Below are 23,052 nucleotides of genomic sequence, written 5' to 3'. Positions count from 1 at the left end.
TCGCAGAGACCGACCAGCAGCCGGTACCCGGCTCATCCCCGGGTGCTCTGGTCCTCTTCCTCGTAGACGTCCGGCACCCCGTCGGCGTCGCTGTCGCGCTCCTCGACCATGCAGATCCCCTGGTAGTGCCGGTTACGGGCGCGCAGCACGACCGCGGCGAGCAGTGCCGATAGCAGCGAGCCGAGCAGTACGCCGATCTTGGTGTGGTCGTCGCGTTCGCTGCCGGCGCCGAACGCCAGCTCGCCGATCAGCAGTGACACGGTGAAGCCGATCCCGGCCAGCAGCGCCAGCCCGAACACGTCCCACCAGCCGAGTCCTTCGGCGAGCCGGGCCCGGGTGAACCGCTGCACCAGCCAGGTCGCCCCGAAGACCCCGACGGCCTTGCCCACGACCAGCCCGACCACCACCCCGACGGCGACCGAGTCGGTGAGCGACGCACCCAGGCCGCCCGCGCCGACCACCGACACCCCGGCGGCGAAGAACGCGAAGACCGGCACCGCGACCCCGGCGGACAGCGGCCGGAACCGGTGCTCGAAGTGCTCGGCCAGCCCCGGGCCGGGCCCCGGCGTGCGCCGGGACACCGGCACGGTGAACGCGAGCGCGACCCCGGCGACCGTGGCGTGCACCCCGGAGGCGTGCACCAGTGCCCACGCCACCGCGGCCAGCGGCAGCAGCAGCCACCAGGACCGCACCCGCCGCTGGACCAGCAGGCCGAACAGTGCCAGCGGGACCAGCGCCAGCAGCAGCCAGCCGAAGTGCAGGGCGCTGGTGTAGAACACCGCGATGATCACGATTGCCAGCAGGTCGTCGACGACCGCGAGGGTGAGCAGGAACGTGCGCATCGCCGCCGGCAGGTGGGTGTTGATCACCCCGAGTACGGCGAGGGCGAACGCGATGTCGGTGGCGGTCGGGATCGCCCAACCGGCCAGCGCCCCGTCCCCGGCCCGGAGGTTGAACGCCGTGTAGATCAGGGCCGGCACCGTCATGCCGCCGAGGGCGGCCGCGACCGGCAGCATCGCCCGGCGGGGTTCCCGCAGGTCCCCGGCGACGAACTCGCGTTTGAGCTCCAGCCCGGCGACGAAGAAGAAAATCGCCAGCAGGCCGTCGGCCGCCCAGGTCGCCAGGGAGAGGTCCAGGTGCAGGGCGGCCGGACCGATCGTGAAGTCGCCGAGTGACCGGTACGCCTCGGACCACGGCGAATTCGCCCAGGCCAGCGCGAGTACGGCGGCGATCAGCAGCAACACCCCGCCGACGGTCTCGGTACGCAGGATGTCACCGACCCGGCGGACCTCGGGCCAACTCCCCCGGGAGAACAGGCTCGGCGTGCGGCTGCCAGGGGTGGCCATCACGGTGCCTCCGGTGGGGTCGACGAATGAACCGCCGACCAGACTTCCCGGCACACCGGCTCCCACCCTACCGAACCCGCGATCATCACCCCAACCGAAAGCCGGCGGCGCTGCCTCGGTGGGCCAGCGGATCACCCGGGCGAAACGCAAGATCGCCGACGTGGGCATCCCGTACCGGATTCCGGCCGACGACGAGCTCGGCGAGCGCCTCGCCGAGGTCCTGGCCGTGGTGTACCTGCTGTTCAGAGGCGTACCTGCCGAGCGCCGCCAACCCCGCGCAGGCCCGCTGGACGGCTACCACCTGCCGCACGCCACCCGGGCCGAGTTGCTGCGCGACCTGGGCCGTCCGGACGAGGCCCGCGCCGCCGACGAGCGCGCCCTGGCACTGACCGCCAACCCCGCCGAGCAGTCGCTGCTGCGCCAGCGCCTCACCTGGGCCTGACCGGCGTCCCGTTGGCGGGCGGGGAGCAATCGCCGCTGTTACGTTGAGACCATGTTCACCCGGGCCAGAGGTATCGCCCGGTCCCTGCTGCTCTACCACTGCCGACCGGTCACCCAGCGCCGGGCCGCACGACTCTACGGCCAGTTCCTCCGGCCGGGGGATGTCGGATTCGACATCGGGGCGCACGTGGGCGGTCGGGTACGCATCTGGCGGCGGCTGGGCGCCCGGGTTGTCGCCGTCGAGCCGCAGCCAGACTGCCTGCGCGTCCTGCGCTGGGGCTTCCGGCGGGACCGGAGGGTCAGCATCGTGCCGGCGGCGCTCGGCGCTCGACCGGGTCGGGCGACGATGGCACTCTCCACCGCCACCCCGACGGTCTCGACGATGTCGGCGGACTGGATCCGGTCGGTGACGAGGGACCGCAGCTTCGAGCAGGTGCGGTGGGACCGCGCGGTGAAGGTCGACGTGACGACCCTCGACGAGCTCATCGCGGCGTACGGCGTACCGGCGTTCTGCAAGATCGACGTCGAGGGTTTCGAGCCGAACGTGCTCGCCGGGCTCAGCCGACCGTTGCCCGCGCTGTCGTTCGAGTACCTCCCGTCGGCACACGATGCCGCGCTCACCGCACTCGACATCGTGGACCGGCTGGGTACGACGGCCGGCGGGTACCGCTACAACTACTCGCCCATCGAGACGATGCGGTTCGCCAGCGAGCGCTGGCTGGACGCCGCCGACCTGACAGGACTGCTCGAACGCTTCCGCCCGCTGGGTCGATCCGGCGACGTCTACGCCCTTCTGCCCCGGGCATCGAGCTGAGCCGGGGCCACGAGGGTCATCCCCCGGTCAGCTCGGCCCGGCACCGCGCCAGCACCGGTCCGTCGCCCCGACCGGATCGACCGCCGGAGCCGGACCGCCGGAGCCGGTGCGGCGCACCGACCCCGACGGCGTCCACCAACTCGCTCAGCGCTTCCTCCGCAGCGCACGCATGCGCCGGTAGCTGCGTTCGGCCGCACCGAGCGAGCCGGGCGGATTCGGCTGTACGGCCGGCGCGGTGTCCTGCTCCCAGAGGTATCCGTGCCGGCCGTGCCCGCGCAGCGCCGCGAAGAACTCGGCGAACGGGATCTCGCCGAGCCCGAACTCCACGTCCGCGTACGAGTTGCCCTGCTGCGGGTCCGGCAGCGGTACCCCGTCCTTGACGTGGAAGAGCGGATAGCGGTGCGGGTGGGCGTTCACGTAGTCGATCGGCCGGAACCCGGGGTACTTGCGCGCCCCGCCGTACGCCCACAGGATGTCCATCTCCAGCGCCACCACTCGGGGGTCGGTGTGCTCCAGAAAGACGTCGTACAGGCGTACCGACGGCTGGTCGGTGGCGAAACTGAACTCGATGGTGTGGTTGTGCTGGTACATGGTGATGCCCCAACGGGCGGCCCGCGCACCCCAGCCGTTGAACTCCTCGGCCGCCGCCTTGTAACCGTCGACCGTGCGGTCCTCGGTCGGTGCCTGCGCGGTGCCGAGGTAGCGCATGCCGAGGGTACGGGCGATGTCCAGTTCCTGGTCGAGGTTGTTCCGGAAGTCGCCCAGCCCCCGGTGGCTGCCGGAGGCGCGCAACCCGTTGCAGTCGAGCAGCCGCCGGATCTGCTGCGGGGTGATGGCGCCCACGCTGCCCTGGGTGTAACCGGCGAACTCGACCTCGCGGTAGCCGATCCGGGACAGTTCCTCGAAGACCCGGGCGAAGCCGTACTCGGCGATCTTGTCACGCACGCTGTAGAGCTGGATGCCGGTCCGTTCCTTCGGGATGAGCCGACCGCCGCCGCCCCGACCATCCGGGGCGGCCACGGCCGGCACCTCGGTCAGGGTCGCGGCGCCGACCGCGACGGTGGTGCCGGCGAGCCCGCGCAGGAATGCGCGGCGGTCGATGCTGTGCTTACCCATTGTTCCGATCCTCCTCAACACCGGGCCCCTCTTCGACAGCGGGCCGGTCTCGGCAGCAGGCGCAGGCCGGGGCGCCGTCCTCGCCGGCGGCGGTACGGCGGTGGCGATGTGACGGCCGGTCGGGGTTCGACCGGGCCGGGGCCGGCGCGGAGGAATCGCATGTCCAGCATGGATCTCCCATCGGTCTACCCGGCGCAGGCCAAAGCGACGGGGCCGGCGAGGAGTCGCAGAGCGCCGCGACCTCGCCCGAACTGTCTCCTGGCAACTTTTGGCCGCCGAACCGAAAGTTATGGTCAAGCTATCGAAACTTTTCAAAGCTGTAAACCTCCTTCCGATCTAGGCTGCTGAACGTTCTGCTTCATGGCCGCAAATGTCTGGGAAGGCGCCCCCGTGCTCACCTCCGGCTTCGGGCGGCCCCGTCCGGTCGGGCTCTCCGGAAGACCTGATCGACGATCCGGCTCGCAGCGTCACCGGCGGCGGGTAGGCTGCCGGATCGTGGACGCCTCGGACTGGGACCGCCGCTACGCCGCGACGGAGCTGCTCTGGAGCGCCGAACCCAACCGGTTCGTCGACGCCGAGCTGGCCGATCTGCCACCGGGCCGGGCCGTCGACCTCGCCGCCGGTGAGGGCCGCAACGCGATCTGGCTGGCCAGCCGGGGCTGGCAGGTCAGCGCCGTGGACTTCTCCGCCGTCGCGATCGCCAAGGGACGCACCCTCGCCGAGGCGGCGGGCGTCGAGGTGGAGTGGGTCATCGCGGACCTGCTCGACCACGTTCCGGAGCCGGACCGGTTCGACCTGGTGCTGGTGGCGTACCTGCAACTGCCGTCCGAGCAGCTCGGCACCGTGCTGGACCGGGCCGCCCGGGCCCTCGCCCCGGGCGGGGTGCTGCTGGTGGTCGGGCACGACGTGGAGAATCTGCGGGACGGCGTCGGCGGGCCGCAGGACCCGGCCGTGCTGTACAGCCCGGAGGGGATCACGGCCCGGCTGCCGGGCCTGTCGGTGGACCGGGCCGAGCGGGTACGCCGCCCGGTCGTCGACGCCGACCGGGAGGCGATCGACACCCTGGTCCGGGCCCACCGGTCGGCCGGGTGACCCGACCGGAGCGCACCGGTGTACCCGCACTGCGGCGGCTGACCGGGCCGGAGGCGCTCGCCCTGCACGACCGGCTGGTCGAGACGTACGCGGCGGTGTTCTGCGCGCCGCCGTGGAACGACTCCCCCGAGCGGGCCGCCCGGTTCGGTGAGCTGCTGACCGACTGGGCCGGGAAGCCGGGCTTCGCCGCCGTCCTGGCCGACGACGGCGGGACCGTCGGAACCGGTCGCCCGGACCGGGCCGTTCCCGGGTTCGCGGTCGGGCTGACCACCCCGACGCCGTTCCCCGGCGACCGCGCCTACGGGCAGGTACGCCGGCTGCTCGGACCGGCCGCCGAGACGCTCTCCGACTGGCTGGAGGTCGCCGAGCTGGCCGTCCATCCGGCGGTCCGGAGGGGCGGGCTCGGCCGGCGGCTGCTGGCCGCGCTGACCGGTGACCGGCCGGCGTGGCTGCTGACCGTCCCGCAGGTCGCCGGCACCACCGCCTTCTACGACGCGGTGGGCTGGGTCCGGCACGGCACCGGCTACGGCATCACCGTCTACACCAACCGGCCGCTACCCGCTGAGGCACTGCCGGGCAACGGTGCGGACGTGCCGGGCCGTTCGGCACGCAGCCGCCAGAAGGCCCCGCCGAGCAGCGCGAGCGTGAGCAGACTGACCGTGAGGTCGGCGACCAGTGCCTGGGTCGGCGACGCGGCCGCGTAGCTCGGTACCACGTACGCCCCGGCCGCCGCCACCACCAGCCCGGCCCCCCAGGCGGCCAGGACATGCCGCTGCCCCCAGCCGGTACGCCGGGACCACCGCACGATCAGCACTGCGGCGATCGTACTGGCCGCCGCTCCGATCGCGACGCCGATCCAGTTCGGCACGGGGTCGGCGGCGAGCCGGGCACCGGACACCACCAGCCCGGCCCAGATCGGATGCGGCGCTCGGGCGACCGCCGGGGCGTTGGGCCCGCCCGGTCGACGTCCGCGCCGCCACCTGGGCAGCAGAGCGGCGCCGGTCAGGGCGAGCGCCGTCAACGCCGCGAACGACAGCTGGAGCGGGCTGGCCAAAAAGCCCTTCCGGCCGCCGTCGTCGGAGAAGACCAGCAGGCTGCCGAGCAGGTAGAGGACCCCGGCGACCAGCAGACCGAACCGGCCCAGCCACGGCTCGGCGCGCCGGGCCGGCCGGACGAACGACTCTACGATCACGATCGGAACGCAGATGCTCAGTACGACGTGCCCGCCGAGATACCCGAGCGCGTTCTGGGCGCTGAACCCGAGCCCCGGTACCATCGTCGCCCGCGCGACGGCGGCCGCGTCGGCGAACTCGGTCTCGTCCAGGAAGGCGTCGTTGAACAGCGACTGGTCGACCAGCCCGGCCTGGATCATCCCGAACGCCGCGCCGAGCAGCACGATCGCCGGCCACCCGCCACCGGTCCGCCGGGCGGTCTCCCGGATGAGCAGCGCGGCCGAGCCGTAGAGCGGCCCCAGGAAGACCAGGACCAGCGGGTAGTCGTCGACGGTGAAGCCGCCCCACGCGCACTCCGCCGCCCACGGGGCGAGCAGCCAGAGCGCGACGACCGGGCCGATCCGGCGCCACCGGGACGGGGGCGGGCCCGGGACGCTCGTGTCCGGGCCGGCTGGTGTCGCCGGGACATCGGCCGGAACGACTCGGGGGTCGGGCATCTGCGGCTCCTCGCTGCTCGCCATCACGGCTTCCACGCTGCTCGGCCCCGGGACTGTCACCGCACCGGGAGGACCCGGGTGCACGTCTCGGGCCGGGCGGCGCGCCTTCCCATGCCACAGTTCCGGGTGGGCGCCGGTGACCGGAACGGCCGTTGGGCGAATTCATCTGAACCAAAGTCGATGGCTCGGGTCGACCAGCGACGGCCCTCCGGTGAGAGAGGTGTCGCGGCGGCCCGCACCGGTGGGGCGCGGCGGGATGGGCCGGCACGCCACGCGGAGCCGGACGGCCGCCGGCCGACGGGACGAGCGCGGGCGGTCGCGGGCCGGGCCCGTCCGTGACCGGTGCGGCTGCCGGCGGTCGCGGTGCCGGCCTGAAATTCCGCTTGCCGGACTCGGCCCGGATCAGCAGGCTGGATCTGCGCGAGCTGGGCGAGTCGACCGGCGCGGGGTCGGGTGGCCGGGCGGAACGACCGGGACGGAGAGGCCGGATGGCAGGGTCAGACACGGCCGACCAACCCCTTGAGATCGCCTGCGACGAATCCGGCTCGGAGGGCGAACGGCTGGTCGGCGGGGTCACCGACGTCTTCGCGCACGCCAGCACGGAACTGGACACCGAGACGGCGACGACCTGTGTCCTGGAGTTGCGGGACCGGATCCGCTCGCCGGCCACCGAATACAAGGCCGGTCACCTGCTGCGGGAGAAGCACCGCCGGGTGCTCGTCTGGTTGCTCGGTGCCGAGGGGCCGCTGTCCGGGTACGCCCGGGTGCACCTGACCGAGAAGACGTTCTTCGTCGTCGGCAAGCTCGTCAACCTGCTGGTCGACGACCTCGGCTACGAGGCGAGCCTCGGGCTGCACCAGGGCCACCGGGCGACGGCCCTGGCGCGTGCCCTGCACCGGGAGGGTCCGGCCGCGCTCGGGCCGCAGCGCTGGACCGCGCTGCTGGGCTCGTTCAACTATCTGCTGCGGCCGAGGAACCGGCGCGGCGTACGGGTCTCGGTCGACTCGTTCTTCGAGCTGGTCGAGATGGTCGGGGCGAGTGGTCCGGCAGGGCCGGTCGGCGAGATCCTCGAGCCGCTCAGGGCGGCCCGGCCACGGTTGGAGTCTCTGGTGGCACGGTTGCACGCCGATCCGAGGGCGGTTCCGGCGCTGAACCCGATCCTGCCGGCACTGGTCCGGGCGGTCTCGTACTGGAGCGTGGCGGACCGTCCGGTGTCGATCGTCCACGACATCCAGACCGCGCTGACCGCCGAGTCCGTGGCGCAGTTGCGGGAACTGTTCGGCAAGCCGGACCCGGCGTTGCTCCGGTACGCCCCGAGCGGCCGGTTGACCGGCCTGAGGTTCGCCGAGTCGCATCTCGATCCCCGGGTGCAGGTCGCCGACTTCCTCGCCGGGACGGCTCGACGGATCGCCTCGGACGACCTCAACGGCCGAGGGGATCCGGAACTGACGGCGCTGCTGCGGCCGTACGTCGACGGGTACTCGATCTGGGGTGACGCCGCGAGCCGGCTGCGGTTGCTGCCCGCCGAAAGCTGACGCACCGGCGGGCCGGGGAGCTGCGCACCCGATCCCGTCGTGTCTAGAAAACTTGACATGGTGTCTGCCGTTCTTTACTCTTCGACATGTCAAAGATTCTTTACCTCTCGAAGGTGGCGAGGATGTCGTACGAGGAGAAGGGCACCTGGGTCGACCTGGTGGTCGCGGTGACCGTCTATCTCGGCTATCTCGCGGTGGTGCTGGGCCGGCTGGCCGGCACACCGGTGTCCGCGGTGACATACGTGTCGACGCTGCTGCTGGCCATCGGCGTCTCGATCGTGGCGTCGATGGTGGTCCGCATCGCGGTCGAGATCGCCCGCCCGAGCGAGAGCCACTCCGGCGACGTCCGGGACAGGGAGATCCACTGGCTCGGCGACCGCATCGGGCAGCGGCTGCTGATGGCCGCCGCGCTCGCGGCGCTCGGCCTGGCGCTGTTCGAGGCCGAGCACTTCTGGATCGCGAACGTGCTCTACCTCGGCTTCGTCGCCTCCGCGGTGGTCGGGTCGGTGGTCAAGCTCCGCGCCTACCGCAGGGGCATGTAGCCGTGGTCAAGCCCACCAGGGTCACCAACTCGATCCGCGCCCTGCGCTTCGCCGCCGGCGAAATGACGCAGGCCCAGCTCGCCGAGCGGATCGGGGTGACCCGCCAGACGATCATCGCGATCGAGCAGGGCCGGTACTCGCCGTCACTGGAGATGGCGTTCCAGATCGCCCACGTCTTCGCGGTGCCGCTCGAAGAGGTCTTCCAGTACCCCGACACCGGAGGTAAGCAGCCATGAGAGCAGCCGTGTACCGGACGTACGGTCCCGCCGACCTCGTCCGGGTCGAGGAGGTCCCGACACCCGTTCCCGGCGAGGAGGACGTCCTCGTCCGGGTGTACGCCGCGACGGTCAGCGTGACCGACGGCACCGCCCGGCGCGGCTCGCCGGGCTTCTCCCGGCTCTTCTTCGGGCTCCGCCGACCGAAGTGGACGGTGTTGGGCTCCGAGTTCGCCGGTGTGGTCGAGGCGGTCGGGCCGGGCGTGACCCGACTGCGGGTCGGCGACGAGGTCGTCGGGATCACCGGGCCCGACTTCGGCGCGCACGCCGAGTACGTCCGCGTCCACCAGGACGGTGCCCTCGCGCCCAAGCCGGCCAATCTCGACTTCGCCGAGGCGGTCGCCCTGGCCGACGGCACCGCGCTGGCGTTCCTGCGGGACCGGGCCCGACTGCGCCCCGGCCAGACACTCCTGGTCAATGGCGCCTCCGGAAGTGTCGGCAGCGCGGCCGTGCAACTCGGCCGACACTTCGGCGCCCGGGTCACCGGGGTGTGCAGCACACCCCACCTCGACCTGGTACGCGAGCTCGGCGCCGACACGGTCCTCGACTACACCAGGGAGGACTTCACCCGCGCCGGCCAGACCTACGACGTCGTCTTCGACGTGGCCGGCACCAGTTCGTTCGGGCGCTGCCGCCGGGTGCTCAACCCCGCCGGACGCTATCTGAGCCCGGTGCCGTCGCTGGGCCTGCTGGTCCAGATGCCGTGGACCGCGGCGTTCGGCAGGAAGAAGGCGGTCGTCGCGTTCACCGGGCTGCGGAAGGCGGCGGACAAGGCTCGCGACCTGCAGCTCGTGCGGGAGCTGGCGGAGGCCGGCACGCTCCGGCCGGTCATCGCGGACCGCTACCCGCTGGAGCGGATCACACAGGCACACCGCCACCTGGACCGCGGCAAGTACGGCAACCTCATCGTCACCATGACCGGAGCCGGCTGAGCCGGACCGGCGGCGCCGGGCCACCAACGTGGACGGCGGGACTTCCGGATGACGGTACGCTCGGTTCGGCGAGAGCAACTTCGTATGCTTGATCATCCCTGGCGATGGGAGAGGACACGATGGCCGCTTCTCCGGTACTTCCCCTCAAGCGCACCTGCCCGTACGCGCCACCCGCCGAACACCTGCGGCTGCAACGGGAGGAGCCGGTGGCCCGGGTGACCCTCCCGGACGGCTCCACCGCATGGGCGCTGAGCCGCCTCGAAGACATCCGCACCATGCTCACAGATCCACGGTTCAGCTCCGACCGCTATCGCGAGGGATATCCGTTGCAGCCCCCCGGTCAGCAGCGCCGTGCCGACGAGCGGCCGCTGCTGATCGGGCTCGACCCGCCGGAACACGGTGAGGCCCGCCGCGCCGTCGTCGGCGAGTTCACCATCAAGCGGATGAACGCGCTGCGCCCGCGCATCCAGCAGATCGTCGACGACTGCGTCGACGCCGTCCTCGCCGGGCCACGTCCGGCCGACCTCGTTGCGGCGCTGGCCCTGCCGGTGCCGTCCCTGGTCATCTGCGAACTGCTCGGCGTGCCGTACGCCGACCACGACTTCTTCCAGGACCGCTCGGCCAACCTGCTGCTCCGGTCGACCCCGGCCCAGGAGCGCTTCGCCGCGGCCAAGGAGATCCGCGACTACATGGCCACGCTGATCGCGGAGAAGGCGAAGACGCCCGGGGACGACCTGCTGAGCCGGCAACTGGCCAAGGGGGCCGATCACGAGGATCTGGCCGGTCTGGGGTTCCTGCTGCTGCTGGCCGGGCACGAGACCACCGGGAACATGATCTCCCTCGGCACGATGACGCTGCTGGAGCGGCCGGAGGCGCTGGCCGCGCTGCGGAGAGACCCGGCCAGTACGCCGCAGATCGTCGAGGAACTGCTCCGGTACTTCACGATCGCCGAGTACGTCACCTCCCGGATCGCGGTGCAGGACGTCGAGATCGGCGGGGTACTGATCCGCGCCGGCGAGGGCGTCGTCACGCTCGGCAACGTGGCGAACCGCGACCCGGCCGCGTTCACCGACGGCGACACCTTCGACATCGAACGCGCCGCCCGACACCACATCGCGTTCGGCTTCGGCGCCCACCAGTGCCTGGGACAGAATCTCGCCCGGGTCGAACTCCAGATCGTCTTCGACACCCTCTTCACCCGCATTCCCGGCCTCAGGCTGGCCGCGCCGACCGACGAGCTGTCGTTCAAGGACGACTCCACCGTCTACGGCCTGCACTCCCTCCCGGTCACCTGGTAGGAGACGCGATGCGGATAACGGCTGATCTCGACCGCTGCGTCGGCGCCGGCCAGTGCGTACTCACCGAGCCCACGGTGTTCGACCAGCGCGACGACGACGGCACCGTGATCGTCCTCCGGAGCGACCCGGAGGACGCGGAGACGATCGGCCGGGTACGCGAGGCGATCCGCATCTGCCCCAGCCAGGCCCTGGCACTCGCCGATCCCTCGGCCACGCCCTGATCCTCCGGTCGAGCGCGGTGGTCGGGGCGTCACGTCCAGGGGGTGAGCGCTTACTCGTGCCGGCTGACGCCTTCGGAGTGCATCCCGGTCTGCTCCTCCAGCGGGTTGTTGCGGAGGTCGTCGAGCGCGGTGTCGTCGGGAAACAACCGGCGTCCCGGCCCGGGATCGGACGGGGCGCCGCCCGGTCCCGCCTCCGGGGTACGGGTCGGCTCGACCGGGCCGAACCCGTGTTTGCCGGCGCCCTGCGCCCACGGTTGGGGCGGCTGCGCGTCGGCCCGCCGTTCGCCGCGTCGCGCGGGTGGCAGGCCGGCCTCCTCGCTACCCTCGTCCAGCGGTGAGTCCTCGGCGGCGCCCCACGGGGCGTCCCGATCCTCGGTGCCGCCGGTGGTCCCCCACGGCCCGACCGACTGCGGACCACGGTTCTGCCCGTCCAGGGCGGCCGGAACGCCGTCCGCGTCGTCCGGCTGGAGCTGCCCGCCCGGGTCCTCGTCCACCGGTCGCCTCTTCGCGCTCATCCCCCACCACCCTCGCTGCCGAGTCGTCCCGCCGAGCCGGCCCGGATGACCCGGTGCCGGTGCGTGTGCCGTTCCCGGCCGGTCGCCAAGCATGCGGCCGACCGGAAGGTATCTCCCGGTCACTTCCGCGGGCAGCGCGCAGAAGCCGACACGGCGGCGCGCGACGGACGAGATCGGGTCGGACGTGCCGAAGGGGGTACCGCCGGTCAGGCGCGCATGACGGTCGCGATCGGGATGCGGGCGGCCCGGATGGCCGGGATGAGTCCGCCGAGCAGCCCGGCCACCAGGCCGGCGACGACGCCGGCGACTCCCGCGCGCCACGGGAACACCATGTCTTCGAGGAACGGCGCCTGGTCGGCGAAGAGGGTACCGGCCACGCTCAGGGCGAGCGCGGACGCCCCGATCGCGGCGGCCGCGGTGAGCAGGCCGGTGAGCAGGGTCTCGGCGAGGACGATGCCGGCCAGCAGCAGCCGCGAGGTGCCGACCGCCCGGCGCAGCGCGAACTCCTCGACCCGTTCCCCCACGGTCGCCAGCCCGACGTTGAGGATGCCGGCGACCCCGATCAGCAGGACCAGGCTCGCCATGCCGAGGAAGATCCAGCGGATCAACGCCAGGTCCCGGGCGATCTCCTTGCGGGCCTGGATCGTCTCGAAGTGGATCTGGTCCGCCGGTATTCCGGTCGCGGTCAGCCGGAGCACCAGCAGCCGTTCCAGCTCGCCCGCCGTCGGAGCCATCATCACCTGGAGTCCGGGACCGAATTCGCTGGGGCCGGTCGCCGGGGACAACCAGTTCGCCAGTTCGTCGGCCCGGGAGTAGGCGACCGGTTGCGGGTTGCCGTCGTCGACCACGCCGACGATCCGGGGCGTCGGGTTGGCGGTCGCCCCGTCGATGCGCATCTCGGCCGGTACCTGGTGCCGGTTGAAGCCCTTCGCCGCCTCCAGATTGAGCACCAGCCGGGGCGCCAGGGACGGCGCCGAGGTGAAGTCCAGCCACTGCCCGGAGACCCTCCGGAACGGCTTGAACTGGCGGATGTCGCCGGTCAGCGTGTTCAGGGTCAGCTCGATCGCCTGACCCGGTACGGGTGTCCCCGCGTCACCGCCGGGCAAAATCGGCCGGCAGCCGTACTGGTCGCAGTACATCGGGCCGCCCGGGCCACCGTAGCCGCCGGGCTGGTCGAACGGGGCTCCGCCGGGGTTGATCGGGGCAACTCCCGGCTCGCCGACGACCGCCCGCCGGGTGGAGATCGCCACCGCGTCCGGCCGGTTCGCCAGGGTGTCCGTGCTGACCTGGACGCTCTCCGGACTTGCCGGCAGGTACGCCTGGCGGGTGCCGTCCTTGCCCACCTGTAGCGCGAGGTTGGCCAGTTGGGCCCGTTCGAGGGTCTCGGCTCCGGCCTGCACCACCACCACGGCCAGTACGCCGAGGAAGAGGCTGACCATCGACAGGAAGGTACGCATCTTGCGGGCCCGGATGCCCTGGACGCCGATGATCAGCGCGGACCGGAACCGCCCGGAGAGCCGGATCACCGGGTCGCCCCGTCCAACTCGCCGATCGGAGCGGTCCCGGACGGGGCGGCCTGCGTCGCCTCGGCCGGATCGGTCCAGGGCGTGGCGGACCCGGGCGTGGCGGACTCCGGCGTCCACCCCTCGTCCGGGGTGGTGGGCACGGGGTTGAGCACCCCGTCGCTGAGCCGCAACACCCGGCGCATCTTGTTGGCGTGGTCCCGGTCGTGGGTGACCAGGATCAGCCCGCAGCCCCGTTCGGTGGCCGAGCGCATCACCTCGATCACCAGGTTGCCGGTCTCGGTGTCCAGCGCGCCGGTCGGCTCGTCGGCCAGCAGCAGGCGTGGTTCCCGGACCAGGGCCCGGGCCACCGCCACCCGCTGCTGTTCGCCGCCGGAGAGCCGGGCCGGACGGTGCTTCGCGAGGTGGGCGATGCCGACCTGGTCGAGTGCGGCCATGGTGCGGGCCCGGCGCTTGCCGCGGGACAGCCAGCCCTGCCCGTTGACCAGGGCCATCGCCACGTTCTGCGCGGCGGTGAGGTGCCCCAGCAGGAAGAACCGCTGGAAGACGAAGCCGAACTCGGCGCTGCGCAGGGCCGCGGCCCGGCGTTCGGGCAGCCGGGTGATGTCCCGGCCACCGAGCAGGTAGCGGCCGCCGTCCGGGCGGTCGAAGAGGCCGATCAGGCTGAGCAGGGTGCTCTTGCCGGAGCCGGACCGGCCGAGGATCGCCACGCTCTCTCCACTCTCGACGGTCAGGTCGACGCCGTCGAGGATGGTCCGTGGCGTTTGCTGTCCCTTCAGCGTCTTGGTGATGCCGTGCAGCTCCAGCAGCGCCGTCATTTCCCGCCCATCGGGTCGGCGGGGCCACCCGGCTGCGCCGGTTTGGCCGGCGGCAGGTCGGGGCCGGGTACGGCGACCGTCTCCTCACCGGTCAGCCCGGACGTGATCTGCACGACCTTGCCGTCGCTGAGCCCGAGCACCACGTCCCGGGTCTCCCGGTTGCCGTCCGGGCCGACCACGTCCACCTTGCCGCGGCCCTGACCGCCGGCAACCGCCTCGACCGGGAGCACCAGCGCGTTCCTGGCCCGGGCGGTGACCACCTCGAGGGTGGCGGTGGCACCGTTGATCAGTTTGACGTTGGACGGCGCCGTGCAGACCACCCGCATGCCGGTCGGCTCGGACGGCTGGACCGGCTGCCGGGGATCCGGTGGCGGGCCGACCGGCACGACCGGGGGCGCCTCGGGGCCGGTCGACGGGCCGGTTGACGGTTCCGGTGCCGGCGGGTCCGGGATCGTCCCGGCCGGCAGCGCGGCGATGGTGCCGAGGACTTTGCAGGCGAACGGGCCGGGGCCGTTCTTGATCTGGGCCTGCACGGTCGCCAGCGAGTCCGAGATCTGGTACGCCTGAGCCCCGTCGATCTCCGCGACCAGCGCGTACCCGATCCGCTTCGCCGACACCACCGGCATCCCGGCGGCGACGGTGGACCGGTCGTCCACCAGCCGGCCGGCGAAGACGGCACCGGCCGGTACGTCGACCCGGTGGGATCTGCCCTTCGCCCAGATGCTGGCCACCCGCGTCGCCTTGCTCGGCGGGCTCTCCGGCGGCTCGACGTCGCGGTAGCGGATCTGCCCGGCGACCGGGGCCACCACCCCGAATACCGGGTTCATGGTGACCTTGCCGGCCAGGCTGACCCGGTTGTCGAGATCCTGCCGGGCCGGCTTCGCCGTGGTCATGGTGGTGCCCCGGGCCGCCAGACCGGGGGTCTGGGCCTCCGGATCGGACTCGCTGCAGGCGGCGCCCGCACCGACGAGCACCACGAGCACGCACGAGCGCAGCAGCCAACCTATTCCAACCTGGACAGCGTGGCGCGCGCGTCCCAGCCTCCACCTGCGGCCACTGCGGACCGCAAGGGGAGGTGGAAAAAGGTTCGGTAGTCGCCTTCGCACCGGTACCCCTCACTGTCCTAATCCCGGACCGACATCTGACACGACGCAGCCTGCCGGTCATCGGTTGCCCTCGGGACGGGATGATTTCGCGACAAACGACCGGCACGTGACGGTGCGGTGCCATCCGCACCGCTACCGCCGTATCAAACCAGAACGGCCGCCGGGGCACTGTCCCGTGTCAGCCCCGGGCCGGCGCCGGCAGCAGCGGGCGGACACGTCAGCTCGAAGGCACGAGGCCAGTCAGGCCAAGGGTCACACCCACTACTGCCGGCAGATCAGGTCAGCACCGACGAACCGACCCCCGCCATGCTCACGGTCAGTCGAAGTGCCGGATCCGGGGCCACAGCTCGGCCCAGGCCAGCCGGCGGTCCTGGCACACCACGATCGGCACGCCCTGCTCCTCGTTGTCGACCCCGACTCCGTTGTCGAGCCGTCCGGCGATCCGGCACTCGCCGAAGTATCGGCGGAGTTCGCCCACCTCGCCCACCCCGACTCCCACCAGCACCGTCGCCGACTCCGGCGGCGGGCCGTAGTAGCCCAGTTCGTTGTGTCCACTGTAGATCGGGGGAAGCCGGTCGGCGCCGAGCCGGCTGAGGGCGCCGGCCTCGCCGTAGTTGGCGGTCAGCACGACCGCCGCGGCCCGGTCGGCGGGCGGGAGTTCGTCGTACGCCCGGACCACCTGGTCGACGTAGCGGGGCCAGCCGACCGAGTCGGCGGCGGTGACGTTGATCCCGGGCACCGGCGAGTCCCCGAGCACCTCGACCGGGAGCAGCGGCAGTGCCATTACCGCGCTCGCCAGCGCGTTGACCAGGTATGCCGTGCCGACCACGGTCGCGCGCAGCCGCCGTCGCCCCCGCCGCAGCCAGTCGGCCAGCACCACACAGCCGGCGGCGAAGAGCGCGCCGAGCAGCCCGTACGAGTAGTAGTGCTGACCGCCCGACACCAGCACCAGTACGCAGACCACCAGGTACGCCACGGCGAGTGCGCGTACCGGCCGCCACGGTCGGCGACGCAGCAGCCCGACCAGGCCGGCGATCCAGACCGCTGCCAGCGGTGGTCCGATCAGCAGGAACTGGAAGGGCACGAACGTGCTCCGCGACTCGGCACCCCTGTCGTCGGCGAGCGCCGTGGCCATGTCGGCCTGGGGCAGCTCGTGGGTGAGTTGGTAGACCAGGTTGGGCGCGCCGATCAGCAGGGCGAGTGCGACACCTGCCCAGAGCCAGCGACCGGCCAGGATCCGGCGCGGTCCCACCGCCAGCAGGCCGGCACCGAGCCCGATCAGCAGCAGCACCACGAGCAGTTTGTTGTAGAGCCCGATCCCGAGTACGGCTCCGGCCGCCAGCCACCAGCGCGGCTGGTCGCGCAGCAGTGCCCGGGCGGCGCAGAGCACGATGCCGAGCCAGACCACCAGGTCGAAGCCGGCGGTCAGCAGCACGTGCCCGAAGATCAGCGTGGTCGCCCCGGTGCCCAGGCCGAACGCGGCGAGGGTCTGGGCGAGTGCGCCGCCGCCGAGTTCCCGGGCGAGCAGGGCGGCCAGTAGCAGCGCCGCCAGCACGAAGAGGGTGGCCGGCACCCGCAGGCCCCAGAGCGAGCCGCCGAAGAGCGTGTCGGCCAGCCGGGCGATCGCCGGAGTGAGCGGCGGCTGGTCCCGGTAGCCCCAATCGGGACGGAGCATCAGGAAGTAGAGCTCGTCGCGGTGGTAGCCGTAGCCGCCATTGGTGGCCAGCAGCAACGCGGCGACCAGGCCGGCGACGGCGCCGAGCGGTCGCCAGGCGATTGGCGCGAGCGAGCGACGCCCGCCGCCGTCGGTCACGGTCCTTCCGGATACGTCCGGCGGCGCGGCGGTCGCGGCGGGCCGGACGGCGTGCTCGGTCATGGGTCGTCCCTCCCCTGGTGGCGGTGCCGGCCACCCGTGGCACGAGCCCTGCCGGCCGATAGATAACGGTTATAGCTTAACCGTTATGTATCGGCTGTCAAACGCGCTCCGACCAGGGCTCCGCGCCAGACTCCGGCCAGGACGCCAGACTCCGGCCAGGACGCCGGCCACGGTCCGTCCTCCGTGGCCGGTCGGCGTCCCGGCTACTCCGCCGGCCGACCGCCGATCGGGGCGGCGCCCGGCCCCGACACCTGGCGGGCCGGGTTGCCCCGCCAGACGGTGCCGGCCGGCAGGCTGCTGCCCTTCATCACGAACGAGTCGGGAGCCACCACCACCGCGTCGGCCAGCTCGACGCCGTAGTGCACCAGCGCGCCGGTGCCGACCGAACAGCCGCGACCGAGCCGGATCCGGTCCGTCTTGAACGTGCCGTCCTCCAGCGAGTGGGAGTGCAGCGTCGACCCCTCGCTCAGCGTGCAGTGGTCACCGATCCGCACCAGGGTCCGCTCCGGTATCCCGCAGCCGTCGTCGAAGACCCGCCGGCCGACCCGTACGCCGTGCAGGCGCAGCAGCAGCGGCTTGAGCGGGGTGCCGTTGAACAGGCCGAGGTGCCCGACCCCGGTGAGCTTCCAGTAGCGCTCGTGCCGCCAGTACCGGGGGTCGTAGATCGAACAGCGCAACGGGCGCAGCCGGCGGAAACCGAGGCAGAGCCAGTCCAGCAGGGCCGAGTAGCCGACGATCAGCAGCAGGGCGAGCAGAAGCCCGGCGCTGAACGTGACCAGGTTCGGCCGGGCGCCGTCGTGGATGCTCTCGACCCGGACCACGGTCTGGATCGAGAGGTAGAAGAGCAGCCAGCCGCTGAGCAGGTACCAGCCCATGGTGCGCAGGTTCGAGCGGTTCTTCCGGGACAGCCGGCGGCGGAACCCGTCCCCGGCCCTCAGGTCGTCGAAGCCGGCGTCCCGGCGTACCGACCGGGGGATCTCGAACGGCGGGGAGCCCAGCAGCCCGACGCCGGACCGGACGGGGCCGTCGACCGGTACCATCACCTTCGTCGCCAGCAGGCAGTTGTCGCCGACCCGCGCCCCGGCCGGGAAGACGACCCGGTTGCCGAGGAAGTTCTCCGCGCCGATGGTGACCCGGGACAGCGCGAACGAGGTGTGTGAGTACCGGGCGTTGCCCATCGACAGCCCGTCGGAGACCAGCACCCCGCCGCGCACGTCGCAGAGGAACGGCGTGTCGTGCCGCTGCCCGCAGCCGAAGTTCGAGCCGGTCTGCCGTACCTGCCGGAACCGCCAGCCGATCGCCCGGAGGTAGCCGATCACGTACGAGCTGTCTCCGAAGAGGAGGTTGAAGTACGGGACGTTGCTGAACCGGGAGACCGTCTGGAAGCAGATCCACCGCCAGCCGTAGAGCGGATACGACCGGTCGGCGGCGAGGAAGAGGTTCGCCAGCCGGGGCACGGCGAGCACCAGCAGCGCGCCGAGCAGGATGCCACCGACGAACATCAGCAACGACCCGGAGACCGTACTGATGTCCAGCGCGAAGGCCACGGCGGCGAGTACGACCAGCACCTGGGTGTCGACCACTACCCGGCCGAGGAGCTGGGCGGTGCCGTAGCCGCCCCGGCGCACCGCCGAGCAGTGCCGGGGCTCCGCCACCGGGTTGCCGCTCCCGCCGGGCACCGCCGGCGACCCGTGGAACCGCGCTCCGGCCGGTACCACCTGCCCGGCACGCGGCGACGAGGCGTGCCCGAGATGCGCGCCGTCGCCGAGTACGGTGTCGAGGTCGAGCACGCTGCCCTCGCCGACCTGGACGTTCCGGCCGAGCCGGACCGGGCCGGTGGTGATCCAGCCGGCCTCGGCCCGGTAGCCGAGGAAACTCGCGCCCCGGCCGACGACCGACCCGGCGCCGATCTCGATCAGGTCGGTGCAGACCGGCACCGACCGGGACAGCACCAGGGCACCCGGGCCGATCTTCGCGCCCAGCGCGCGCAGGTAGAGGTTGTAGACCGGCGATCCGACGAAGAGCACCAGCGGGTTGGCCCGGATCATCCGCTTGACGACCCAGAAGCGGAGGTAGCGCAGCCCCCAGATCGGAAAGGTGCCGGGCCGCCACCGCCCGACCAGCAGCCACTTCAGCGCCACCGGCAGCACCGCCAGCACGACGAACCAGGCCGCCCCGAAGCTCAGCGACCGCAGCGCGACGTCGACCGCGCCGGCGCCGTCGGTGATCCAGGTGTACCCGGCGAGCGCCACGGCGGCGAGCAGCACGAGGTAGCCCAGCCCGAAGAGGGTCTGCAGCACCCCGCAGCCGTACCACTCAAGGTTGCTCGGCACCCGGTGCGCCGGGCGCGGCGGTTCGGGTGGTGTCGCCGGGGTGTCCGCCCCGACGACGGTGGCCAGGGCGCGGACGGTCGGATGCAGGTACACGTCCTTGATCGAGACGTCGGCACGGAGCCGTTCCCGAAGCCGGGTGCAGTACCGGGACATCACCAGCGAGTCGGCGCCGAGGTCGGCGAAGAAGTCGTCCCGGACCGAGACCCGGTCCACCCGCAGCAGGTCGGCGAGGAGTTCCGCGAGCGCGCCCTCGGTCGGCCCGACCGGGGCGACCACCGGCGTCGCCGGCAGCGCACGCGGCCCGGACGGGGCTGGCAGGCGCTTGCGGTCCACCTTGTCGCTGGGCAGCGTCGGCAGCTCCGGCAGTTCCTCCAGATAGGCCGGGACCATGTAGCCCGGCAGCCGGGTCCGCAGCGCGGCCAGTGCCGCCGCGCTGTCCAGCGCCGCCGCACCGGCCCGCCGGGTGTAGAAGGCGGCGAGTTCGACGACCCCGGGCTCCGGCTGGTACGTCGTCACCGCCGCCTGGGCCACCTCCGGCAGCCGCAGCAGCACCGACTCGATCTCGGTCAGCTCGATCCGGTACCCGCGCACCTTGACCTGGCTGTCGATCCGGCCCAGATACTCGAGCTGCCCGTCCGAGCTGATCCGGCCGAGGTCACCGGTCCGGTAGATCCGTCCCGAGGGATTGCCCGGGATACCTACCTGGTCCGGGATGAAGGCCCGGGCGGTCAGGTCGGGCCGGTTGACGTACCCCGGTGAGAGGCCGACCCCGGCGATGCCGATCTCTCCGGTCTGGCCGGCCGGCAGGACCCGGTGGTCGGAATCCAGGATCACCACCGAGTACGTCGGCAGCGGCACCCCGATCGTCACCGGCCGGTCCGGCTCCAGCCGGGTCCAGGTGGCGGTGACGGACGTTTCGGTCGGGCCGTAGACGTTGAGCAGCGTACGGCCCGGCCGGTGCCACCGCTCCACCAAATGCGCCGGACATGCCTCGCCGGAGACCAGCACGAACCGCAGCTCCGGCAGCTCCTCCTCGATCGTCGCCAGCAGCGTCGGTACGCAGCAGAGTGCGGTGACCCGCTGCCGGGTGAGGAAGCCGGCCAGGTCGCTGCCGACCAGCGCCCCGGGCGCGGTACTCGGCACCAGCGTCGCGCCGGAGACCAGCGGCACCCAGATCTCCTCGACCGAGAAGTCGAAGGCGATCGTCATCCCCTGGTAGACGCGGTCGTCCGGGCGCAGCCCGTAGCACTCCACGGCCACCCGGACGAAGTTGCAGATGTTCGCCTGGTCGATGGCGACGCCCTTGGGCCGACCGGTACTGCCGGAGGTGTAGATGAGATACGCCAGGTCGCCCGAGGCCGGCCCGCGTTCGTCCGGCGCGATCCGGTGGTGGGGGTACCGGTCGAGGTCCGGGTCGGTGTCGATCCGGATCACCGTGCCGGTGACGCCGTCGACCCGGTCGGCCAGCGTCGAGAGCGTGACGATCGTCCCGACTCCCGCGTCGGCGACGACGAAGCCGATCCGGTCCGCCGGGAAGTTGGCGTCCACCGGGACGTACACCGCGTGGATCTTGGAGACCGCAAGCATGGCCAGATAGGCGAAGGCCGACCGGTCCAGGAGCAACCCGACCCGGTCGCCCGGTCGCACGCCCCGGGCCAGCAGAAGCCGGCCGAACTGGTTGGCCCGGGCGTCGAGTTCGGCGAAGGTCAGCCGGCGCCCGCCGTCATCCACGGCGAGGTGCCCGGGATCACCCTCGGCGGCGAAGCGGTCACAGCGCTGCTCGAAGAGGTGGTGCAGGCGGTCACCCGGTCGCCAGCGGACCCGGTTGTCCGCGCCCGGCGCGGTCAGCACCAGGCCGGCGCCGGGCCGGGTGGCCGGGACCGGGGTGCGGGGCGCGACGGCGGGAGCGGCACCCGGCGCCACCGGGGCCGGCCCGGTCACGCCGGCACCAGGCCGGAGGAGCCCCACACGTCCCGCTCCGACCCGACGGCCGGCTCCGCCTGGTCGTCCCGCTCCGACCCGACGGCCGGCTCCGCTCGGTCTTCCTGGTCCGATCCGGCGGCCGGCTCCGCCGGCGCGGTGGCGCGGGCCGCCGCCAGCAGGATGTCGAGGCCGTTGTCGAGCAGCTCGTCCGGAGTGGTGAGCGGCGCCAGCACTTTGACCACCTGGTCGTGCGAGCCGGCGGTCTCCAGCATCAGGCCGTCCGCGAAGCAGCGCTGGCTGATGGCCGAGGCCAGCTCCCCCGAGCCGACGTCGACGCCACGCATCATCCCGCGTCCCTTCACCACCGCGCCCGGCACGGCGTCGGCCACCTCGGCCAGCCGGCGCGCGAGCAGGTCGGCACGGCGCGCCACGTCGGCGGTGAAGTCGTCACCGGACCAGAACTTCGTCAGTGCCACCCGCGCGGTGACGAAGGCGTGCGCGTTGCCACGGAACGTGCCGTTGTGCTCGCCGGGCTGCCAGAGGTCGTACTCGGGACGGATCAGTAGCAGCGCCATCGGCAGGCCGAACCCGGAAATCGACTTCGAGAGCACGACCAGGTCCGGAACGATCCCGTACGGCTCGAAGCTGAAGAACGTGCCGGTACGACCGCACCCCGCCTGCACGTCGTCGACCACCAGCAGCGCACCGCTGCTGCGGGCCAACTCGGCGATCCGCCGCAGCCAGCCGGCCGAGGCGACGTTCAGGCCGCCCTCGCCCTGCACGGTCTCCAGCAGGATCGCGGCGGGCGCGTCCAGCCCGCTGGACGGGTCCGGCAGCATCCGCGCCAGCAGGTCGGCGGTGTCGATCCCGGCGCCCTGGTATCCGTCGTACGGCATCCGGGTCACCCCGGGCAGCGGAAGCTCCGGGCCGACCCGGTGGTGCCGGTTCCCGGTCGCCGCCAGCGCGCCCAGCGAGACGCCGTGGAAGCCGTTGGTGAAGGCGACCACGTTGGTCCGCCCGGTCACCTTGCGGGCCAGCTTGAGCGCCGCCTCGACAGCGTTCGCCCCGGTCGGGCCGGTGAACTGCACCCGGTAGTCCAGCCCCCGGGGCAGCAGCACCAACGACTCGAACGCGGTGAGGAACGCACCCTTGGTCGAGCTGGACAGGTCGAGGCAGTGCGACATCCCGCGCTGTTCCAGATGGGCGATCAGCGCGTCCCGCATGTCAGGGTCGTTGTGCCCGTAGTTCAGCGAACCGGCACCGGCGACGAAATCGAGGTACTCGCGGCCGGTGACGTCCCGGACCACGCTTCCCTCCGCCGTGTCGAATACGCAGTCGAATTGGCGGCAATAGCTCCGCACCGCCGATTCTCGACGCTCGAATATCTGCTTCTCATCCGCGCCCGCCGCTCCGCGCACCGTCATCGCTCCTTCTGCGCCGTGCCCGATGACCTGGTCGACCGCAGCCGCCAACCAGGACCGGGAGTGTCAGATGTCTGTACGTCCAACCGGAGAACGGCGTCCGGGACACGGCGGCGATTGGCAGCGATATCAATTGGTTGGATTGCCGACTCAATGGTTGCAGTACGGACGACTGGGCGCCCTGATACATGATTGCGTTTCGACGAAGGACACATCCACGAGCGATTTTCCGACCGCCGGGCCGGGCGCGGCGCCG

General features: G+C 72.2%; 19 protein-coding genes. 9 read left to right on the top strand and 10 right to left on the bottom strand.

Annotation, left to right across the window (positions count from 1 at the left end; translation table 11 throughout):
- Positions 1–32: 32 nt before the first annotated feature.
- Positions 33–1,346, bottom strand: coding sequence for a Na+/H+ antiporter NhaA (gene nhaA / locus ACSMXO_RS17185; RefSeq protein WP_455419253.1), 1,314 nt, complete (start codon positions 1,344–1,346; stop codon positions 33–35).
- Positions 1,347–1,464: 118 nt separating this feature from the next.
- On the opposite strand from nhaA, the gene ACSMXO_RS17180 reads away from it, so the two are divergent.
- Together ACSMXO_RS17180 and ACSMXO_RS17175 are read left to right on the top strand one after the other, a co-directional pair.
- A complete protein-coding gene (locus ACSMXO_RS17180; protein ID WP_455418517.1) occupies positions 1,465–1,788 on the top strand; it encodes a hypothetical protein in 324 nt (107 codons plus the stop codon).
- 51 nt (positions 1,789–1,839) lie between these two features.
- Positions 1,840–2,601, top strand: coding sequence for an FkbM family methyltransferase (locus ACSMXO_RS17175; RefSeq protein WP_455418516.1), 762 nt, complete (start codon positions 1,840–1,842; stop codon positions 2,599–2,601).
- Positions 2,602–2,745: 144 nt separating this feature from the next.
- Here the strand turns inward: ACSMXO_RS17175 and ACSMXO_RS17170 are convergent, their stop codons facing one another.
- A complete protein-coding gene (locus ACSMXO_RS17170; protein ID WP_455418515.1) occupies positions 2,746–3,717 on the bottom strand; it encodes a sugar phosphate isomerase/epimerase family protein in 972 nt (323 codons plus the stop codon).
- Between the two features lie 495 nt (positions 3,718–4,212).
- Between ACSMXO_RS17170 and ACSMXO_RS17165 the strand changes: the two genes are divergently transcribed.
- Entirely contained in the window at positions 4,213–4,809 is a 597-nt protein-coding gene (locus tag ACSMXO_RS17165) for a class I SAM-dependent methyltransferase (protein WP_455418514.1), read from the top strand.
- Positions 4,810–5,347: 538 nt separating this feature from the next.
- Here ACSMXO_RS17165 and ACSMXO_RS17160 read toward each other — a convergent pair.
- Positions 5,348–6,478, bottom strand: a complete 1,131-nt coding sequence (locus ACSMXO_RS17160) for a hypothetical protein (protein ID WP_455418513.1) — start codon at positions 6,476–6,478, stop codon at positions 5,348–5,350.
- A 488-nt stretch (positions 6,479–6,966) separates the two neighbouring features.
- Here ACSMXO_RS17160 and ACSMXO_RS17155 point away from each other — a divergent pair, with 488 nt between their 5' ends.
- The 6 genes from ACSMXO_RS17155 (at position 6,967) to ACSMXO_RS17130 (ending at position 11,281) form a co-directional block, all read left to right on the top strand.
- Positions 6,967–8,013 carry a hypothetical protein gene (locus ACSMXO_RS17155; RefSeq protein ID WP_455418512.1) on the top strand — a complete coding sequence of 349 codons (1,047 nt, stop codon included), beginning with the start codon at positions 6,967–6,969 and terminating at the stop codon, positions 8,011–8,013.
- 86 nt (positions 8,014–8,099) lie between these two features.
- The gene (locus ACSMXO_RS17150) at positions 8,100–8,555 is read left to right on the top strand and encodes a hypothetical protein (protein ID WP_346256821.1); all 456 of its coding nucleotides are present in this window, start codon (positions 8,100–8,102) and stop codon (positions 8,553–8,555) included.
- A gap of 2 nt (positions 8,556–8,557) precedes the next feature.
- A complete protein-coding gene (locus tag ACSMXO_RS17145; RefSeq protein WP_346256820.1) occupies positions 8,558–8,791 on the top strand; it encodes a helix-turn-helix transcriptional regulator in 234 nt (77 codons plus the stop codon).
- Positions 8,788–9,762 carry an NAD(P)-dependent alcohol dehydrogenase gene (locus ACSMXO_RS17140; protein ID WP_455418511.1) on the top strand — a complete coding sequence of 325 codons (975 nt, stop codon included), beginning with the start codon at positions 8,788–8,790 and terminating at the stop codon, positions 9,760–9,762. The genes ACSMXO_RS17145 and ACSMXO_RS17140 overlap by 4 nt, the downstream gene beginning before the upstream one ends.
- Positions 9,763–9,881: 119 nt before the next feature.
- Positions 9,882–11,060 carry a cytochrome P450 gene (locus tag ACSMXO_RS17135; RefSeq protein WP_455418510.1) on the top strand — a complete coding sequence of 393 codons (1,179 nt, stop codon included), beginning with the start codon at positions 9,882–9,884 and terminating at the stop codon, positions 11,058–11,060.
- A gap of 8 nt (positions 11,061–11,068) precedes the next feature.
- Positions 11,069–11,281: a ferredoxin gene (locus ACSMXO_RS17130; protein WP_455418509.1), complete on the top strand. Its 213-nt coding sequence runs from the start codon at positions 11,069–11,071 to the stop codon at positions 11,279–11,281.
- 50 nt (positions 11,282–11,331) lie between these two features.
- Here the strand turns inward: ACSMXO_RS17130 and ACSMXO_RS17125 are convergent, their stop codons facing one another.
- The 7 genes from ACSMXO_RS17125 to ectB all read right to left on the bottom strand — a co-directional run bounded on the left by ACSMXO_RS17125 (position 11,332) and on the right by ectB (position 22,799).
- The gene (locus ACSMXO_RS17125; protein ID WP_455418508.1) at positions 11,332–11,796 is read right to left on the bottom strand and encodes a hypothetical protein; all 465 of its coding nucleotides are present in this window, start codon (positions 11,794–11,796) and stop codon (positions 11,332–11,334) included.
- 206 nt (positions 11,797–12,002) lie between these two features.
- Positions 12,003–13,322, bottom strand: a complete 1,320-nt coding sequence (locus tag ACSMXO_RS17120) for an ABC transporter permease (protein WP_455418507.1) — start codon at positions 13,320–13,322, stop codon at positions 12,003–12,005.
- The gene (locus tag ACSMXO_RS17115; protein WP_455418506.1) at positions 13,319–14,137 is read right to left on the bottom strand and encodes an ABC transporter ATP-binding protein; all 819 of its coding nucleotides are present in this window, start codon (positions 14,135–14,137) and stop codon (positions 13,319–13,321) included. Before ACSMXO_RS17115 ends, ACSMXO_RS17120 begins: the two co-directional genes overlap by 4 nt.
- Positions 14,134–15,120, bottom strand: coding sequence for an efflux RND transporter periplasmic adaptor subunit (locus tag ACSMXO_RS17110; protein WP_455418505.1), 987 nt, complete (start codon positions 15,118–15,120; stop codon positions 14,134–14,136). Before ACSMXO_RS17110 ends, ACSMXO_RS17115 begins: the two co-directional genes overlap by 4 nt.
- Positions 15,121–15,559: 439 nt before the next feature.
- On the bottom strand, positions 15,560–17,119 hold the full coding sequence (locus ACSMXO_RS17105; RefSeq protein WP_455418504.1) for a glycosyltransferase family 39 protein: 1,560 nt from the start codon (positions 17,117–17,119) through the stop codon (positions 15,560–15,562).
- Positions 17,120–17,322: 203 nt separating this feature from the next.
- A complete protein-coding gene (locus ACSMXO_RS17100; RefSeq protein ID WP_455418503.1) occupies positions 17,323–21,393 on the bottom strand; it encodes a Pls/PosA family non-ribosomal peptide synthetase in 4,071 nt (1,356 codons plus the stop codon).
- Positions 21,390–22,799, bottom strand: a complete 1,410-nt coding sequence (ectB, locus tag ACSMXO_RS17095) for a diaminobutyrate--2-oxoglutarate transaminase (protein ID WP_455418502.1) — start codon at positions 22,797–22,799, stop codon at positions 21,390–21,392. The genes ACSMXO_RS17100 and ectB overlap by 4 nt, the downstream gene beginning before the upstream one ends.
- Positions 22,800–23,052: the final 253 nt, after the last annotated feature.

Source organism: Plantactinospora sp. DSM 117369 (assembly GCF_053764795.1).
This window is presented reverse-complemented; position numbering and strand designations above follow the sequence as displayed.

Coding starts and splice junctions, on each gene's coding strand:
- nhaA (WP_455419253.1), bottom strand. CDS start 1,346: ATGGCCACCCCTGGCAGCCGCACGCCGAGCCTGTTCTCCCGGGGGAGT.
- ACSMXO_RS17175 (WP_455418516.1), top strand. CDS start 1,840: ATGTTCACCCGGGCCAGAGGTATCGCCCGGTCCCTGCTGCTCTACCAC.
- ACSMXO_RS17170 (WP_455418515.1), bottom strand. CDS start 3,717: ATGGGTAAGCACAGCATCGACCGCCGCGCATTCCTGCGCGGGCTCGCC.
- ACSMXO_RS17160 (WP_455418513.1), bottom strand. CDS start 6,478: ATGCCCGACCCCCGAGTCGTTCCGGCCGATGTCCCGGCGACACCAGCC.
- ACSMXO_RS17155 (WP_455418512.1), top strand. CDS start 6,967: ATGGCAGGGTCAGACACGGCCGACCAACCCCTTGAGATCGCCTGCGAC.
- ACSMXO_RS17150 (WP_346256821.1), top strand. CDS start 8,100: ATGTCAAAGATTCTTTACCTCTCGAAGGTGGCGAGGATGTCGTACGAG.
- ACSMXO_RS17140 (WP_455418511.1), top strand. CDS start 8,788: ATGAGAGCAGCCGTGTACCGGACGTACGGTCCCGCCGACCTCGTCCGG.
- ACSMXO_RS17135 (WP_455418510.1), top strand. CDS start 9,882: ATGGCCGCTTCTCCGGTACTTCCCCTCAAGCGCACCTGCCCGTACGCG.
- ACSMXO_RS17130 (WP_455418509.1), top strand. CDS start 11,069: ATGCGGATAACGGCTGATCTCGACCGCTGCGTCGGCGCCGGCCAGTGC.
- ACSMXO_RS17125 (WP_455418508.1), bottom strand. CDS start 11,796: ATGAGCGCGAAGAGGCGACCGGTGGACGAGGACCCGGGCGGGCAGCTC.
- ACSMXO_RS17115 (WP_455418506.1), bottom strand. CDS start 14,137: ATGACGGCGCTGCTGGAGCTGCACGGCATCACCAAGACGCTGAAGGGA.
- ACSMXO_RS17105 (WP_455418504.1), bottom strand. CDS start 17,119: ATGACCGAGCACGCCGTCCGGCCCGCCGCGACCGCCGCGCCGCCGGAC.
- ectB (WP_455418502.1), bottom strand. CDS start 22,799: ATGACGGTGCGCGGAGCGGCGGGCGCGGATGAGAAGCAGATATTCGAG.